At 44.6% G+C, this 17,344-nt stretch carries 12 protein-coding genes; 7 read left to right on the forward strand and 5 right to left on the reverse strand.

The window, feature by feature from the left end; all coding sequences use genetic code 11:
* Positions 1 to 681: 681 nt before the first annotated feature.
* From ilvC to VXP95_RS01505, 3 genes are all read right to left on the reverse strand, one after another.
* Positions 682 to 1,698, reverse strand: coding sequence for a ketol-acid reductoisomerase (gene ilvC, locus VXP95_RS01495; RefSeq protein ID WP_144724060.1), 1,017 nt, complete (start codon positions 1,696 to 1,698; stop codon positions 682 to 684).
* 106 nt (positions 1,699 to 1,804) lie between these two features.
* Complete coding sequence (ilvN, locus tag VXP95_RS01500) at positions 1,805 to 2,296, reverse strand: acetolactate synthase small subunit (RefSeq protein ID WP_064094785.1); 492 nt, start codon at positions 2,294 to 2,296, stop codon at positions 1,805 to 1,807.
* Complete coding sequence (locus VXP95_RS01505) at positions 2,293 to 4,020, reverse strand: acetolactate synthase 3 large subunit (RefSeq protein ID WP_416711248.1); 1,728 nt, start codon at positions 4,018 to 4,020, stop codon at positions 2,293 to 2,295. The genes ilvN and VXP95_RS01505 overlap by 4 nt, the downstream gene beginning before the upstream one ends.
* A 685-nt stretch (positions 4,021 to 4,705) precedes the next feature.
* On the opposite strand from VXP95_RS01505, the gene VXP95_RS01510 reads away from it, so the two are divergent.
* The 4 genes from VXP95_RS01510 to holA all read left to right on the forward strand — a co-directional run bounded on the left by VXP95_RS01510 (position 4,706) and on the right by holA (position 9,551).
* Positions 4,706 to 5,059 (forward strand): DUF4124 domain-containing protein, encoded by a 354-nt coding sequence (locus tag VXP95_RS01510; protein ID WP_416711249.1) that lies wholly within the window; start codon positions 4,706 to 4,708, stop codon positions 5,057 to 5,059.
* A gap of 122 nt (positions 5,060 to 5,181) precedes the next feature.
* The gene (gene leuS, locus VXP95_RS01515) at positions 5,182 to 7,803 is read left to right on the forward strand and encodes a leucine--tRNA ligase (RefSeq protein ID WP_416711250.1); all 2,622 of its coding nucleotides are present in this window, start codon (positions 5,182 to 5,184) and stop codon (positions 7,801 to 7,803) included.
* Positions 7,804 to 8,009: 206 nt separating this feature from the next.
* Positions 8,010 to 8,543 (forward strand): LPS assembly lipoprotein LptE, encoded by a 534-nt coding sequence (gene lptE / locus VXP95_RS01520; RefSeq protein WP_064094789.1) that lies wholly within the window; start codon positions 8,010 to 8,012, stop codon positions 8,541 to 8,543.
* A 9-nt stretch (positions 8,544 to 8,552) separates the two neighbouring features.
* The gene (gene holA / locus VXP95_RS01525; RefSeq protein ID WP_416711251.1) at positions 8,553 to 9,551 is read left to right on the forward strand and encodes a DNA polymerase III subunit delta; all 999 of its coding nucleotides are present in this window, start codon (positions 8,553 to 8,555) and stop codon (positions 9,549 to 9,551) included.
* On the opposite strand, the gene VXP95_RS01530 is transcribed toward holA, so the two are convergent.
* Positions 9,548 to 9,997, reverse strand: a complete 450-nt coding sequence (locus tag VXP95_RS01530) for a bacteriohemerythrin (protein WP_064094791.1) — start codon at positions 9,995 to 9,997, stop codon at positions 9,548 to 9,550. The genes holA and VXP95_RS01530 overlap by 4 nt on opposite strands.
* Positions 9,998 to 10,592: 595 nt before the next feature.
* Between VXP95_RS01530 and VXP95_RS01535 the strand changes: the two genes are divergently transcribed.
* From VXP95_RS01535 to VXP95_RS01545, 3 genes are read left to right on the forward strand one after another with little or no spacing between them, the layout of a single operon-like run.
* A complete protein-coding gene (locus VXP95_RS01535) occupies positions 10,593 to 11,948 on the forward strand; it encodes a MacA family efflux pump subunit (protein ID WP_416680388.1) in 1,356 nt (451 codons plus the stop codon).
* 2 nt (positions 11,949 to 11,950) lie between these two features.
* Positions 11,951 to 13,927 carry a MacB family efflux pump subunit gene (locus VXP95_RS01540; RefSeq protein WP_416711253.1) on the forward strand — a complete coding sequence of 659 codons (1,977 nt, stop codon included), beginning with the start codon at positions 11,951 to 11,953 and terminating at the stop codon, positions 13,925 to 13,927.
* 10 nt (positions 13,928 to 13,937) lie between these two features.
* Positions 13,938 to 15,353, forward strand: coding sequence for an efflux transporter outer membrane subunit (locus VXP95_RS01545; protein ID WP_416680392.1), 1,416 nt, complete (start codon positions 13,938 to 13,940; stop codon positions 15,351 to 15,353).
* 68 nt (positions 15,354 to 15,421) lie between these two features.
* Here the strand turns inward: VXP95_RS01545 and VXP95_RS01550 are convergent, their stop codons facing one another.
* The gene (locus tag VXP95_RS01550) at positions 15,422 to 17,254 is read right to left on the reverse strand and encodes a tetratricopeptide repeat protein (RefSeq protein ID WP_416711254.1); all 1,833 of its coding nucleotides are present in this window, start codon (positions 17,252 to 17,254) and stop codon (positions 15,422 to 15,424) included.
* Positions 17,255 to 17,344 lie beyond the last annotated feature (90 nt).

Here is a 17,344-nt window from a genome sequence, read left to right on the forward strand (position 1 = left end):
ATGGTCTGATTCGTCTTAAAAATTACTATTATGCCTTTGCTTTAACAGACTTTTTTGTTTTTTTGTCGTGTGCAGAGTTGATATTTATATTATTTTAAATAAAAATATCTGACTATATTAATCTCATTTTTAAATTTTACAAAGTCTTACAATTTACAATTAAATCCAATATAAATTTTTATTACAGAGATATTTTTTAATTAGTTTTCAAATAAAATCTAGTTTTAAAATATTGGCTTCTTGCTCTCCTAGTAATTCTAACCAAGTAATATTAAATCTCAAATGATTTTTTAATTAAAAAGTCAAATACGCGATTTTATTTCATCATCCTCAGTTTAATCATTATTCACTTGAATTAATCAAGATAATAGCTACTTCTCAATTAATTTATTACAACCTTATTTAAAAATTTTATTATTTTAATTCATCTTGCTTTCGCTTACTTAATATGAAATAAAAAAAGGCTTCTCTTTCACTATCAAAAAGCATTGCTTTGCATGAAGCAAAAGACACGCAATGTTAGGTTTTAAAAAAACCCACTCTAAAAGAGTGGGTTTTTCGCATTCAAAATCAATTGATACGAGAAATTAGTTTTTCTCTTTATCAACGATTTTGTTTGCTTGGATCCAAGGTACGAAAAAAGAGGAAAGCGCTGCTTTCCTCTTTTTAAGGCACGAAACCTTAGTTCTTTTCTTTATCTACAATCTTGTTCGCTTGGATCCAAGGCATCATCGCACGTAACTTGTTACCAGTTACTTCAATACCGTGAGCCGCGTTTTGACGACGACGAGCAGTCATAGAAGGATAGTTTAAAGCACCTTCGTTAATGAACATCTTCGCGTATTCGCCAGATTGAATACGTTTAAGCGCATTACGCATCGCTTCACGAGATTGTTCGTTGATTACTTCAGTACCCGTTACATATTCGCCATATTCAGCGTTGTTAGATACTGAGTAGTTCATGTCCGCGATACCGCCTTCGAACATTAAGTCAACGATCAATTTAAGTTCGTGTAGACATTCGAAGTATGCCATTTCAGGCGCATAACCAGCTTCAACAAGAGTTTCGAAGCCCATTTTAACCAATTCAACTGCACCACCACAAAGAACTGCTTGCTCACCGAATAGGTCAGTTTCAGTTTCTTCACGGAATGAAGTTTCGATAATACCTGTACGGCCGCCACCTACGCCTGAAGCATAAGAAAGTGCAACATTACGAGCGTTACCAGAAGCATCTTGGTGAATTGCGATAAGGTCAGGAACACCTGAACCACGTTGGTATTCAGAACGCACTGTATGACCAGGTGCTTTAGGTGCAACCATGATTACGTCTAAGTCAGCACGTGGAACAACTTGGTTGTAAAGAACAGAGAAGCCGTGAGCAAATGCTAAAGTAGCACCTTCTTTAATGTTCGGCTCAATTACATCACGATAAAGTTGAGACTGGAATTCGTCTGGAGTCAAGATCATCACTACGTCAGCTTGCGCAACAGCAGCAGGAACTTCAGCAACTTTAAGACCAGCATTTTCAGCTTTTTTCCAAGAAGTAGAACCAGCACGTAAACCAACAGTTACGTCAACACCAGAATCTTTGAGGTTAAGCGCATGCGCGTGGCCTTGTGAACCGTAACCAATAATCGCTACTTTCTTAGATTGGATAATAGATAAGTCACAGTCTTTATCGTAAAAAATTTGCATTGCTGTCTCCGCTTGAATGCTTGTTTATCTGTTAAATCAGGCAATGCCCCTTAAATTCACATTGCCTGACCCCTCTTCTTGTACAGATGAGGAAATATTTAAAAATTTAGATTGTTAGAACTTTTTCGCCACGTGCGATCCCGGATACACCAGAACGTACCACTTCTAGAATCGTGTGTTCTGCAAGTGCATCAATAAACGCATCCACTTTCTCAGTAGTCCCTGCGATTTGAACGGTATAGGTCGTTGGTGTTACATCAACGATCTGACCACGAAAAATATCCGCCGTACGTTTGATTTCGTCACGAGAAGAACCCAATGCTTTCACTTTGATCAACATCAATTCACGCTCAATGTGTGCACCTTCAGACAGGTCCACCACTTTAACCACCTCAACCAGCTTGTTAAGCTGTTTGGTGATCTGCTCAATCTTGTGATCATCGCCATAGGTGGTCAATGTCAAACGTGAAAGTGTTGGATCTTCAGTCGGGGCAACATTCAATGTTTCGATGTTATAGCCACGCTGTGAGAACAAGCCGACAAGGCGGGAAAGCGCGCCTGATTCGTTTTCTACGAGTACAGAGATAATATGTCTCATTTCGTGCGCTCCCCTTTAGCCAACCACATATCCTGCATCGATTGACCTGCAACCAGCATCGGATATACGTGTTCGGTACGGTCAACCATTACGTTAATAAATACGCATTTGTCATTGATTGCCATCGCTTCTTCGAGCTTGGATTCAAGCTCGTCTGCATGGTTAATCTGAATGCCGACATGGCCATAAGCTTCCATCAGCTTTGCAAAGTCAGGCAATGAATCTACATAAGAACTTGAATGACGTCCCTCATAGTTCATATCTTGCCACTGCTTCACCATCCCTAAAGACTGGTTATTCAGGCACAGGATTTTGACGTTCAGGCCATATTGCTTACAGGTCGAAAGTTCCTGGATACACATCTGAATCGATGCTTCACCGGTAATACACACCACCTGCTGCTCCGGGAAGGCAAGCTTCGCCGCCATCGCATATGGCAGACCGACACCCATGGTACCTAGACCACCTGAGTTGATCCATTGGCGTGGACGTTTGTACTTGTAATACATCGCACCAAACATCTGATGCTGTCCTACGTCAGAAGTGATGATCGCTTCGCCATTGGTTACCTTGTCCAATGCCTGAACCACTTGCTGTGGCTTCATTACGCCATTAGTACCCGCTTCAAAACGACCGCCATGAACCTTGCGCCATTCATTGATCTGTTTCCACCATGCCGCAATCGCTTCAGGATTTGGCTTGGATATATTCATCTGCTTCAACTGGTTCAGCATTTCATTCAATACCGGCTCTACAGCGCCCACGATTGGGATATGCGCCATAATGGTTTTTGAAATCGTTGCCGGATCAATATCAATATGAATGACTTTGGCATTCGGACAGAATTTTGCAGGGTTATTGGTTACACGGTCATCGAAACGCGCACCTACACACAGAATTACATCTGCATTGTGCATAGTCATGTTGGCTTCGTAAGTACCATGCATACCGAGCATACCGATGAACTGTTCATCATCACCCGGGAATGCGCCAAGACCCATTAAGGTATTGGTTACTGGATAGCCCAATAAATGTGCTAGCTCTGTCAATTGTTCTGAAGCATTGCCCTGAACCACACCACCGCCAGAGTAAATTACTGGGCGTTTAGCATTGATCAATTCTTCAATCGCTTTACGAATTTGGCCCGAATGACCACGGAACGGTGGTTGATACGAACGCATCTTCACTTTTTCTGGATATTCGTAAGCAAATTTTTCTGCAGGATTGGTCGCATCCTTTGGAATATCGATCACCACCGGGCCTGGACGACCTGAGGACGCGATATAAAAGGCTTTCTTGATAATCGCAGGAATTTCACTGGCATGACGCACCTGGAAGCTATGCTTCACGATCGGACGGGAAATCCCGACCATATCGGTTTCCTGGAACGCATCTTCACCAATCAGATGACTCGCAACCTGGCCAGACAAAATCACCATCGGGATTGAGTCCATATAGGCTGTTGCAATTGGGGTTACCGTATTGGTTGCGCCCGGACCTGAAGTCACCAGCACAACACCGGTTTTACCTGTCACGCGCGAGTAGGCATCTGCCATGTGGCCGGCAGCCTGTTCGTGACGTACGAGGTAATGATTGATTTTGTCTTGTTGAAATAGCGCGTCGTAAATATGTAGTACTGCGCCGCCTGGGTATCCAAAAACATGTTCAACGCCTTCATCCGCTAATGCGCGAACGAGCATTTCACCACCAGATAGAAGTTCCAACGTGATTCACCCTAATATTATTCACTGCACAAATGGGAGGCATTTGCAGTGTTTCATTTGTTAACTGTCTGCACTGTTATAGCACACAAATTTCATAGTTTTCATAGCAATAGGAAAAAAATCTGATCTCTTCGCTGTTCGAGCAATACAAGACCTAAAACATGTTGGGATAAACATATTTTGCTTAGCTTTGTTCAATTTCTCGGCTAGAGAAATCGCCCACTGCATGAAATGACTCTTAGTCGAAGGGTGATCGATCTAAGGCATATAAAACTATTGCAGCATTCTTGTGTTTTCAGGCTTTAAAGTCAAGTTTAAAAAACAGGCAATCTGTGCTTATAGCATTCAAATTTGCTGTTTTTAACAGCAATTACTGCTTGCAGCCATTCCCCCAGCTTCCTACAACCTTAATTAATTCAATATAATTCATATACTTAATAGTTTATTTTTATAAATTTTTAATATGTCTTATATAAAAAAAATGAATGAATTTTTATTAAATTAAAGCAAATGGTTTATCAATAAATTTTGTATACGAAAATTTATCTCTCGGTATTTAAATTCAAGGGGATATTTATGCCATCAATTAACAGTGATCAAACAGCTAAAAAACCATCACTTCTATTGAAAACATTATTACAATGATTGCAGCAATTTACGCCTAGAAAGACGGGGCCCAAGAACAATGAAAATATCTTTTTTAACTGCCTTCAGTCTGAGTTGTGCAGTTTCTTTGAGCGTTTGTAGCAGTAGCGCTTCCGCGATCGAGTATCATAAATGGGTCGATGCAAAAGGTGTCACGCATTATACCAAAACCCCACCACCCAAATCCGCAAGGAAAGCCACCACAGTAGACACCTATGGCTGGAAAAATTCAGCTCCAACACCGCCTAGAACTGCTGAATCTGTAGAACAAACTGAAAATATCTCTCAGGAACAGCTGCAACAATCACCTCAAGTTCCAGCGAATCAAGACCAGCAGCAACATGAAGCCAATGAAGCATTGCAACAATCTAAAAATCGTGCAGTCGCTTTATAAGGCATCCCTCTATACACCAGTCATTTTTTCTTCGGGAAATGCGGGTGCAAAATTCACTTTTAGGTGCATTTTGCGCTATGCTGTGCCTCATAATTTTTTAACCGTTCTCTTGTATTACGTATATGACTACTCACATTGACTCAGAATATCAAGCCAGTGCGATTGAGCCTCAAGTCCAGCAGGACTGGGAATCTCGCAAAGCCTTTAAAGTTGCCGACACTGTAGAAGGTCCACGTCGTTATATCCTCTCGATGTTCCCTTACCCAAGTGGCAAACTGCATATGGGTCATGTGCGTAACTATACGATTGGTGACGTGATCAGCCGTTTCCATCGTTTAAAAGGTGAAACTGTGCTTCAACCAATGGGTTGGGACGCTTTTGGTCTTCCTGCGGAAAACGCAGCAATTGCGCATCAGGTTGCTCCTGCAAAATGGACCTTTGAAAATATTGCCTACATGCGCGACCAGTTGAAAAAACTTGGTCTGGCAGTGGATTGGGATCGCGAATTCGCAACCTGTACGCCTGAATACTACCGTTGGGAACAATGGTTATTTGTTCAGCTTTATAAAAAAGGTCTGATCTACCGTAAGCTTTCAACCGTGAACTGGGATCCAGTGGATCAAACAGTTTTAGCCAATGAACAGGTTGAAAATGGTCGCGGCTGGCGTTCAGGTGCATTGGTTGAAAAACGTGATATTCCAATGTACTACTTCCGCATCACTGACTATGCGCAAGAGTTACTGGACGACCTAGACACATTGAAAGACGGTTGGCCACAACAAGTCTTGACCATGCAACGTAACTGGATTGGTCGCTCACAAGGGATGGAAATCACCTTCCCGTCAGCGAATCCAGACGTGTACGCAGATGGTTTAACTGTATTTACCACACGTGCCGATACATTGATGGGTGTGACTTATGTTGCGGTTGCAGCAGAACATCCAATGGCGCTTAAAGCAGCTGAAAACAATCCTGAATTGGCTGCATTCATTGAAGAATGCCGTATGGGTTCTGTGGCAGAAGCTGATCTTGCGACTGCCGAGAAGAAAGGCATGGCAACCGGTCTTTCTGTAAAACACCCTGTCACAGGTGAAGAAGTTCCAGTTTGGATCGCCAACTATGTATTGATGTCTTACGGTTCAGGTGCGGTGATGGCGGTTCCATCACACGATGAACGTGACTTCGAATTTGCCAACAAATATGGCTTAACCATCAAGCAAGTCATTGATGCCAAAGGTGCTGACGATGCAGACTTTGATGCAACTCAATGGCAAGAATGGTACGGTTCGAAAGAAGGCAAACTGGTCAATTCAGGCGAATTTGATGGTTTAGACTTCCAAGGTGCCTATGATGCTTTCCTTGCAAAATTAGAACCAACTAAACTTGCGAATGCTAAAGTTCAATTCCGTTTACGTGACTGGGGTGTTTCTCGTCAGCGTTATTGGGGTTGTCCAATTCCAATGATCAACTGTGACACCTGTGGCCAAGTCCCTGTTCCAGAAGATCAACTGCCTGTAGTACTTCCAACGGACGTGGTTCCAGATGGTTCAGGTAACCCACTGAACAAAATGCCTGAATTCTATGAAACTAAATGTCCATGCTGTGGTGGCGACGCACGTCGTGAAACAGATACCTTGGATACTTTCGTAGAGTCATCTTGGTATTATGCACGTTATGCATCACCTGACTTTACCGATGGCATGGTGAAACCAGAAGCGGGTCAAACCTGGTTACCTGTCAACCAGTACATCGGTGGTGTGGAACACGCGATTCTGCACTTGTTATACGCTCGTTTCTTCCACAAATTGATGCGTGATGAAGGCGTGGTACAAGGCAATGAACCGTTCACCAACTTGTTAACCCAAGGTATGGTGCTGGCTGATACGTATTACCGCGAAGCGGAATCAGGTAAGAAAACATGGTTTAACCCTGCCGATATCGAACTTGAACGTGACGAAAAAGGTCGTATCACTTCTGCGAAATACAAAGAAGATGGTCAAGACGTTGTCGTTGGCGGTCAAGAAAAAATGTCGAAGTCGAAAAACAACGGTATCGACCCACAATCGATTATTGATCAATACGGCGCAGATACTGCACGTGTGTTCATGATGTTCGCAGCTCCACCAGATCAGTCACTTGAATGGTCTGATGCAGGTGTTGAAGGTGCTAACCGCTTCTTGAAACGTGTATGGCGTTTGGCGACTGGCTTCCTTGAAAAAGGCAACAACGCATCAACTATCGACAAAGCTGCGCTTTCAACTGCTGCGCAAGACTTGCGTCGTAAAACACACGAAACTATCCAAAAAGTGGGTGATGACATCGAACGTCGTCATGCATTTAACACTGCCATTGCAGCGATGATGGAACTTCTAAACGCGAACAACAAGTTTGAAGCGAAAGATGACAATGATGTAGCGGTTGCACGTGAGTCTATTACAACGCTTCTTACATTGCTTGCGCCATTTGCACCGCACTTAAGTCAAACATTATTGGCTCAGTTTGGCATCGAATTGGAAAAAGTATTGTTCCCATCTGTGGATGAGTCTGCATTAACACGTAATACGCAAACTATCGTAGTTCAGGTGAACGGTAAGCTTCGTGGCAAACTAGAAGTGTCTGTTGATGCATCTAAAGATGACATCCTAGCTCAAGCAAAAGCATTACCTGAAGTTCAACAATTCTTGACCGGTCCAACCAAGAAAGAAATTGTTGTACCGAATAAGTTGGTGAACTTGGTGGTTTAAAAATCTCCCCTAGCCCCTCTTTAAAAAAGAGGGGGAAAGCCTCCCTTTTTAAAGGGAGGTTTGGAGGGATTTAATCTTTACCTAGAAAAAGGTAGGGATTAAAAAACAATTCCCAAACAAAGCCCGTTGCCAGTCAACGGGCTTTGACTTTACAATCCAGATCAGAATTTCAAATATTCCCCTTTGGGAAGCATAGAGGGCAACACATGCATTTGGGCAAACGTTTAGCAGCAATTGTTTTAACTTGTGGTCTGAGTGCAGGCTTGACCGGCTGTGGCTTCCATCTGAAAGGAACCAATCCGAGCTCCGCACCTGTTGCTTACTCTGTTATGAGCCTGTCTTTACCACCCGACACTGACGAACTGCAAGAAAAACTGGCGGTTTACCTCGGTGCAGCAGGCATACAACTGAGTAATGCACCGAATGCATATGTGTTGCGTGTCTTGGATTATGCTCCTCGCCGTCTGGAACTGAATGGTAAACTGGTCGAAACCCTGTTGCGCTTAAATGTGACGTTTCAGATTGAAGATGCACAAGGCAATCCGATCACTGAACCACGAACTGTAGTAGCCACACGTTCTTATCAATACGACATTGAAACAGTAAACACTGATGACCAGGAACAAAAGTTTCTGGATCATGTGATTATTGATGATGTGGCTCAGCAGATCGCACGTCAGATCTCATCAAACCGCTTACCATTAGTCAAACAAAATACCCCACCACAACCTGCTCAATAAGACTGCCATATGAAACTTGATTATCTGCAAGCCCTCAAACGTGTCGACGCAGCTCGCGGTGCTTGGGTATTGCATGGTCAAGAGCCTCTATTAGAACAGAATTTAATTGATGCCTTCCGTTCCACCTGGCAAAAGCAGGATATTGAACGTCAGCGCTATGACATTAGTTCGGCCGCTGACTGGAAAACTGTTTTTAATGCCTTAAACAGCCTGTCGCTATTTTCAACACAATTGGCAATTGAAGTACATGGCAATATCAAGCCGGATGCCAGCGGGCTAAAACTGCTGAAAAGCTATCTACAGCAAGACAGCGATAACCTGCTTTTGGTGGTCATGCCGAAGCAGGATGCCAACAGTCTGAAATCCAGCTTTTTTCAGGTGATGGATGCCAATGGGGTGAATGTCTCACTGGTGGCAAATTATCCCAAAGACCGTCAGCAAATTCTCAGTATTGAAGCAGAAAAGCTTGGCATTAAACTGGCGAATGATGCATGGCAATGGCTGGAACAGCATCATGAGCATAATTTACTGGCAGCCAAAAACAGTCTGATGCGCGTGGCTGATACTTTTGCTGAAGTAGAGATAATCCAGATTGAACATCTGTATGCCTGCTTGCAGGACCAATCCCGTTACAGTACCTATGACCTGAGTGATGCCCTGCTAAATGGCAACCTGTTGCAATCTATCAAAATCTTTCAATATCTGATTGCTTCAGGTGAACCGATGAGCCTGATTTTGTGGAGCATCAGCAAAGAAATGCGTCTGTTGATGCAATTGTTTGAACAACCTCAAAATGCGTTACAAATCGGCATCTGGAAGACAAAAGTGAGCTTGTATCAACAGGCCTTGCGTCGCTTGAGTCCACAACGCTTTTTGACCTGGCCACAGCTTTTAATCCGGATTGATGCCGCTATTAAAGGGATGTCCAGAGAGAACCCTGAACATCTGATCTTACAGGCCATTACTGAAATGTGCGGTCAAACCTTGTTTGCATCCCAGCATGCCTAACTGAAGAAACGTGCAAACCAGCCTTTGCCTTTTTTCTTTTCCTGCGTTCGCAGGTAACTCAACATATTGTCACGTACTGCATCGACATAGTCCTGATCATCATGTTGAATATGGTTAATTAGCCATTTAGATAGCAGACGATATAAATCTTTTTCAATGGACTCGCCTTGTTCAAATCTCAGACGATAATCATTGAGCCGTTTGACAAATAATTCGTGAATACCGCGATGTGAAGGTAAATACTGATAATTTACCTGTTGCAGCAAATTTTCTTCAAAGCTGAAATGTGACTGGGTATAGTCAATTAAATCATCTAGAATTTCCTTGATTTTATCGCGTTTCCCCGTATTTTTAACTTGTTCCAAAGTATTTATATAATCCAGAATTTGCCGGTGCTGGTGATCAATCACCTCAATTCCAATATTGTAACTTTCATTCCATTCCATCTATACACCTCATTAATTTTATTAGTAAAGTCGTATTATTTTTTGCTGACAAATAGGCGATTTTTTCCGCACAAATAAAACCATAATTTTTTTATGGAATTAAATATTACAAGCTTTATTTATTTAAATCTATATGTAAAACATAGATTTTTTTAATTTTTAAAAGAAGGCATGAGCTAATCACAAGAAAAAATAAAAAAAGCCTGCCGTTAAAAAATAATTATTTTTACAGCAGATATCACTAAATCTTTCTATAACTTTTTTGGCTTTAGGGGAAATTTTTATCGTTATTCGTTGTAGAGTTTTAAACAGAAACCAGATTTCAGGAATACCGCTCAAAACAGTGACTATTTAACTAAACAGTCATGTGACTAATACTATAAATTACTTCTTCTATCTCAAAATTCATCAAATTTAGCTATGCCAGCATGAACAGCTGAATGAATCTTTTATATAAAATCAGACTTTATGCCATGTTGTTTTTTAGCCCGACAATAGAAAACAATTCTCATTATAAATTAAAAAAATACACGATTTATCCTAATTTCACTCTTATAATTGTTCACAATTATCTGATTTTGAAACTATATTGATCATGCCAAAAATAAAACCGACGAAATTGATTATGGTCGCCGTGATTGCCATTGCGTTAATCGCTGCAGGCTGGTATTTCCTCAAACCCAAAGAACAGCCTCCGCAATATATTACCGCTGAGGTGACTGTAGGAGACATTGAAAGCTCTGTACTGGCAACCGGTATTTTAGAAGCCACCAAAATGGTCAGTGTCGGCGCCCAGGTTTCTGGTCAGGTCAAGAAAATGTATGTGCAACTCGGAGATCAGGTCAAGCAAGGTCAGCTGATTGCCCAGATTGATTCTGTCCGTCAGGAAAATGAGTTAAAAACGGCTGAAGCCAGCATTAAAAATCAGATGGCCCAACTGGCGGTCAGACAGGCCAATCTGGCCAAAGTTGAAGCTGAGTATAAGCGTCAGCAGGCCATGTATGCACAAGATGCGACTTCACGCTCTGAACTGGAATCTGCACTGGCAAACTATAAAACTGCCCAGGCGGATATCACTGCTATTAATGCGCAGATTGAACAGTCGCGTTTGACTTTAGCCACTGCCAAGGAAGACCTCGGCTACACCCAGATTGTGGCACCGATGGATGGCACTATCGTGGCGATTGTGACCGAAGAAGGTCAAACCGTGAATGCCAACCAGAGCGCACCGACTATAGTCAAACTGGCCCAACTCGACACCATGACCATTAAAGCTGAAATTTCTGAAGCGGATGTAATGAAAGTCCATAAAGGCCAAACTGTTTATTTCACAACTTTGGGCAATACTGACAAAAAGATTTACGCCAAACTGCGTCAGGTTGAGCCTGCACCAAATTCGATCAATACCGATAACAATACCTCAAGCTCAACTTCAGGCTCTGCGGTGTACTATAACGCCCTGTTTGATGTACCCAATGAAGATGGCAAGCTGCGTATTGATATGACAGCGCAGGTCTATATCATTCTGGATGAGGCACGGAATGTGCTGACTATTCCAGCTGCTGCCATTCAAAGTTCAAACCGTCCACAACGTCCGAATCGTGGTGAAGGCTCCCGCGGTGCTGGTGCCCCATCTGAACCTAACGAAGCTCAGAATCAAGCCCGTGGTGATGAACGAGCTGCAGGTGATCGCCCTGCCCGTCTGGTGCTTTCCGATGCTGAACGTGCCCTGATTGAACAAGGTAAAGCACAGCGTGGCATGGTTCGTGTGTTGCAAGCCGATGGTACTGCAAAACCAACCCCTGTACTGATCGGACTAAATAACCGTGTGACAGCGCAAGTGATTAAAGGCCTGAAACGCGGCGATCAGGTGGTGATTGCAGATGGTTCCGACACTTCCAATGATGCAGCAAAACGCGGTGGCAATAGCCGTGGCCCAATGAGAATGTAAGCATGAATTCACAACAACAGCCTCTTCTGGAGGTGAAAAATCTGGTACGTGAATTCCCTGCGGGTGAAAGCACGGTTCAGATTTTAAAAGGGGTCAATCTGGAAATTTATCCGGGTGAGCTGGTGGCGATTGTCGGCCAGTCCGGTTCGGGTAAATCGACCCTGATGAATATTCTGGGTTGTCTGGATAAACCAACCACTGGCAGCTATAAGGTCAAAGGTCGTGAAACCCGGGAACTGGAAGCGGATGAACTGGCGCAATTACGCCGTGAATATTTTGGCTTTATTTTCCAGCGCTATCATCTGCTGGGTGACTTAAGTGCAGCCGGCAATGTCGAAGTCCCCGCGATTTATGCCGGTGAGGATTCATCGGAACGCCGTGAGCGTGCGGTCAAGATTCTGACCGATTTGGGTCTGAGTGAAAAAACCCAGAACCGTCCGAGCCAACTGTCAGGTGGTCAGCAGCAACGTGTCTCGATTGCCCGTGCGCTGATGAATGGTGGTGACGTGATTCTGGCCGATGAACCGACAGGGGCTTTGGACAAGAATAGCGGTATAGAGGTAATGCGGATTCTGCGTGAACTGAATGCCAAGGGTCATACCATTATTCTGGTCACGCATGACCATAATGTGGCAAAAAATGCGACCCGAATTATTGAGATTTCGGACGGAAATATCATTTCCGATCAGCCGAATGTTCCTGAAGTCGAAGACCATCTTGAAAAACAGCCGCTGATCCGCAATGAAAAAAAGAAGATTTCTTCATGGCGTTCCGCGGTTGACCGTCTGGGTGAAGCCTTCCGTATGGCCTTGCTGGCCATGAATGCACACCGAATGCGGACTTTCCTGACCATGCTGGGGATTATTATCGGGATCGCCTCTGTGGTTTCGGTGGTGGCGCTCGGAAATGGTTCACAAAAGCAGATTCTGGAAAATATCAGCAGTCTGGGAACCAATACTATTACCGTATTTCAGGGCCGAGGCTTTGGAGATAATTCCCGCTCCTCACAAGCCAAAACCCTAATTCCAGCCGATGCCGATGCGCTGGCCGAACAGCCGTATGTTGATGGTGTCAGTCCGTCGGTAAATAGCAGCGTCACCGGACGTTATAAAGAAATTGAAGCCTCAACCACGGTAAATGGGGTGAGTGAAGATTTCTTCTATGTACGTGGCATGACCTTCCAGTCTGGTCAGCCCTTTGACCGCAACAGTGTCACGCAACAGGCACAAGATGTGGTAATTGACACCAATACCAAAAATACCTTTTTTAAGGATGGTACCAATCCGGTAGGACAGGTGCTTTTACTGGGCAGTGTCCCGAGCCGGATTATCGGTGTGATCGACGCGCAAAAAGGCATGATGGGTAATAATGACAGCCTGAATGTGTATTTGCCGTATTCCACCGTAATGAGCCGTATGCTGGGGCAATCCAATGTGCGCAGTATCATTGTACGGATTAAGGATGAATACCCAAGTGCAGCAGCGGAAAATGCAATTCTGAATCTGCTGGTACAGCGGCATGGTGCGCAGGATGTATTTACCCAGAATGCCGACAGTATCCGTGAAACCATTCAGCAAACCACAGCGACCATGACCCTTTTGATTTCAGCGATTGCCGTGATTTCACTGGTCGTCGGCGGAATTGGGGTGATGAACATCATGCTGGTCTCAGTGACTGAACGTACTCAGGAAATTGGAGTACGGATGGCGGTGGGTGCACGTCAAAGTGACATTCTGCAACAGTTCCTGATTGAAGCGGTGCTGGTGTGTATTTTAGGTGGCATTTTGGGTGTGCTGCTCTCCCTCGGGATTGGCCAACTGATCACCCATTTTGCTGGTAGTACATTCCAGATGGCATATTCAACCACTTCGATCATAGCCGCCTTTGTCTGCTCAAGCTTGATCGGGATTGTGTTCGGCTTTATCCCGGCACGTAATGCCGCTCGTCTGAACCCAGTCGATGCACTCTCTCGCGAATAAGGAATCTGATATGCAAATGAATTTAACCAAGCTTGCCAGTGCCCTGTTGCTAGGAAGCTCGCTGGTCGGTTGTGCCGCAGTGGTAAAAACACCCTATGAGCCACCTGCTCTTCAGGTGCCTAACAATTTTCAAAATAGTCAGGCTTTAAGCCGGCAGATCCATGCCGATATTCTGACAGATCAGTGGTGGACTTTATTTAGAGATTCACAATTGAATAATCTGGTGAATGAGGTTCTGGCAGCCAATAGTGACCTGGCCGTGGCCGGGATTAATTTGCAGCAGGCCCGGATTCAGGCCAGACAAACGCAAAGCCAGCAAGGGGTCCGTATTGGCGATGCCGGACTGACAACACGTAGAAGTTTTGATTTAGAAAATGGTGATAGTTCATCAGGTTTTGGGATTAATTATCCAGGTTTAAGCTATGAGCTGGATCTGTTTGGCAAACTGGCCAATCAGACCGAAGCCGCTCGCTGGGAAGCCCTAGCCTCTGAGGAAGACTTGCAGGCAACCGCACAAAGCCTGATCGGCACCACGGCGCAACTCTATTGGCAACTGGCCTATCTGAATGAGCGTTATAGTGTGGTGCAACAAAATCTGGCGACTGCACAGCGTACTTATGATCTGGTGAATGTCCAGTATCGTGCCGGTGCAGTATCCGGTCTTGATCTGACCCAAGCCGAACAGGCCATTCAAAGCCAGCAGGCGACCTTAAGCCAGATAGCGCAGCAACGGGTAGAAACGCGTACAGCACTTGCGGTACTGCTGAATATACCGGTGCAGCAACTCTCTCTTCAGGAACCACAACGTTTACCCAACATTGCCTTGCCTGCGATTGAAGCCGGCTTGCCGGCAAGCCTGCTGGCACGTCGTCCTGACCTGAGAGCAACCGAACTGCGTTTACGCAGGGCTTTGGCCAACAAGGATGCCAATAAAGCCAGTTATTATCCGTCTATTAGCCTGACCGGCAGTTTGAGTACCGGTGTGGGCAGCAGCACCTCATTGTCAGATGCATTAAAAAATCCGGTTGCGACTTTAGGTGCCGGTCTGAGCTTGCCTTTCCTGCAATGGAATGACATGAAGCGTGATTTACAGGTGAATGAACTGGAATATGAAAAAGCCATTATCCAGTATCGTCAGACTATATATCAGGCTTTTGCTGATGTCGAAAACGCCCTGTCGAACCGTACTGAGCTAACCAAACAGGTCGCATTACAGCAACGCAATGTTGAACTGGCTGAACGTACAGAACGTCTGACTGAAGTGCGTTATCGTAATGGAGCTATAGCTTTGAAAAACCTGCTGGATGCACAGGAGACCACACGAAATGCCCGGCTGGCTTTGGTGCAAACCAGACAAAACCAGTACAATGCCTATGTAACTTTAATGCAGGCATTGGGTGGTAGCCCCCTCCGGGAATTGCCTTGAATCCAACCTGAATCATAAAAAAACCGCTGTCCAACAGCGGTTTTTTAGTGCGTGTGATTCGAGGAAAATTATTGCATTTGCAAATAAGCATTCACATTTTTCAATAATTCATTGGATCGCTCATGTCCGAGTAAACTGCCTTTTTCCAGCCAGTCTCGTGCGGTTCCGATATCACGCTCCACGCCAATGCCCTTGGTATATAAACGTCCAAGATGGCTATAAGCATCCACATTCACCTGCGCTGCCGCCTGCTGATAATACTGTACGGCTTGTTCAATATTACTCTCAACTCCTTGACCCTGCTCATATGCTTCGCCCAAAGCATTTAGTGCCACACCATTCTGCTGAGCAGCTGCTTTTCGCAGATAGCTCAAGCCTAAGGCAATATCCTGCGCAATCTGTTGCCCTTTAAGATACTTCAAGCCCACTTCTGCTTGTGCCTGGGCATGCCCCAATTGTGCAGCCTGATGCAGATAACGATTGGCCAGCTCTGCATTATTGCTAAACACAGGATAAATACCTGAGAGAGCTTGGTACAGGAACCATGCCGCTTCTTTCGAACCTTTCGCAACTGCCTGATTCAGGTACTGGACAGCTTTATCACGTGTCGACAATGGATATTCAGCCAGACTATAAAACCGGCCGACGCTATAAATTAAATCCGCTTCAGACTGAGCCACAATCTGCCAATACTGCTGTGCCGCGCTCTGAATCATTTGTGTGGCTTTACCCGTATCTTTCGCCGTACCAATACCATTTAAATAACACAGCGCCATCCCCATCTGTGCAGACACATCGTTAGGACTAAGCCGATAGGCAGCCTGATATAACTCAAATGCTTTTTGCGGTTCGTTGGCAACCAGATGCTGCTCAAAATACAGCGCAGCAATTATGCATAAGGCAGGCACATGTTTGCTGTTGGCCGCTTCCGACCAGTAACGAAATGCCATGGTTTCATTTTTATCGACATACCAGCCATGAAAATAGGCCAGCCCGATTAAAGCCTTGGCGTGTGCATCGGCGTGATCTTTGGACTGCTGCAATAAATGCTGAAACACGCGCCGACGCTGATCGGGATCGATACGGCCTTGCAACACACCGGCATAATAATCATAGAGACCTTTCTGGTCACCGAGACTGATACAGCGTTTAATAAATTGCAGCGATTGCGTCAAGTCTTGGGGGAGAATCTGTCCATGCGCATAATCATCGGCGATCTGCTGATTGGCAGCCAAATGATCCTGCCGAGCCGCCAGAAACAGATAATGTATTCCTTGCACTAAATCTTGGGCTGCAGAATCAGCCAGATAATACTGGGCCAGCTGATACTGCGAATTGGCATGACCCTGCCCGGCATTTTGAATGAATAATGCCAGACGCTGTTTTTCTGCAATCATCTCGTTTTGATGGTCTTCGGCAGAAGAAAGTTCAGTGATACGATACTGGGCATCCAGATTACCCCGTGCTACCGCATGACGGTACCAGTACAGGGCTTTTTCCGGGTCAGCCTGCTGATATGCCTCTCCTTCATGAATTTGACCCAGATGATAAGCTGCTTCATCACTACCTAGGCGAAAGGCTTTGTCCAGGTAGCTGATGGCTTTTTCAGTATTTTGCTCATGTCCCAGACCTTGCAGATGCATCAGACCCATCCCGACATAGGCTTGTGGGATTTCCTGTTGCTGAGCCAGTCCCTGATAAATCTGATAGGCACGTTCATAGTTCGGATGCTCCGGATCTGAACTCAATCGTGCTGCATGTTTAAGCTGCGCATCAACCTGCTCAATCCATAAATCATGATACTCGGCTTTGGCCTGATCACGTTTCACCGGATCCGGACGTTTCCACATCCACACCGCTAAAGCTCCTGTCCCCAAAATCAATACCAGCAAAAACCACATAGCTGCTCCAAAACATTATTTTTGTTCTGTGAATGAATCCTTTCATTCTAAACGTCACTTGAAAAAAAGCACAGATACTGTGCTTTTTAT

This window comes from Acinetobacter sp. 226 (assembly GCF_048147925.1).
Lineage (GTDB): Bacteria > Pseudomonadota > Gammaproteobacteria > Pseudomonadales > Moraxellaceae > Acinetobacter > Acinetobacter pecorum.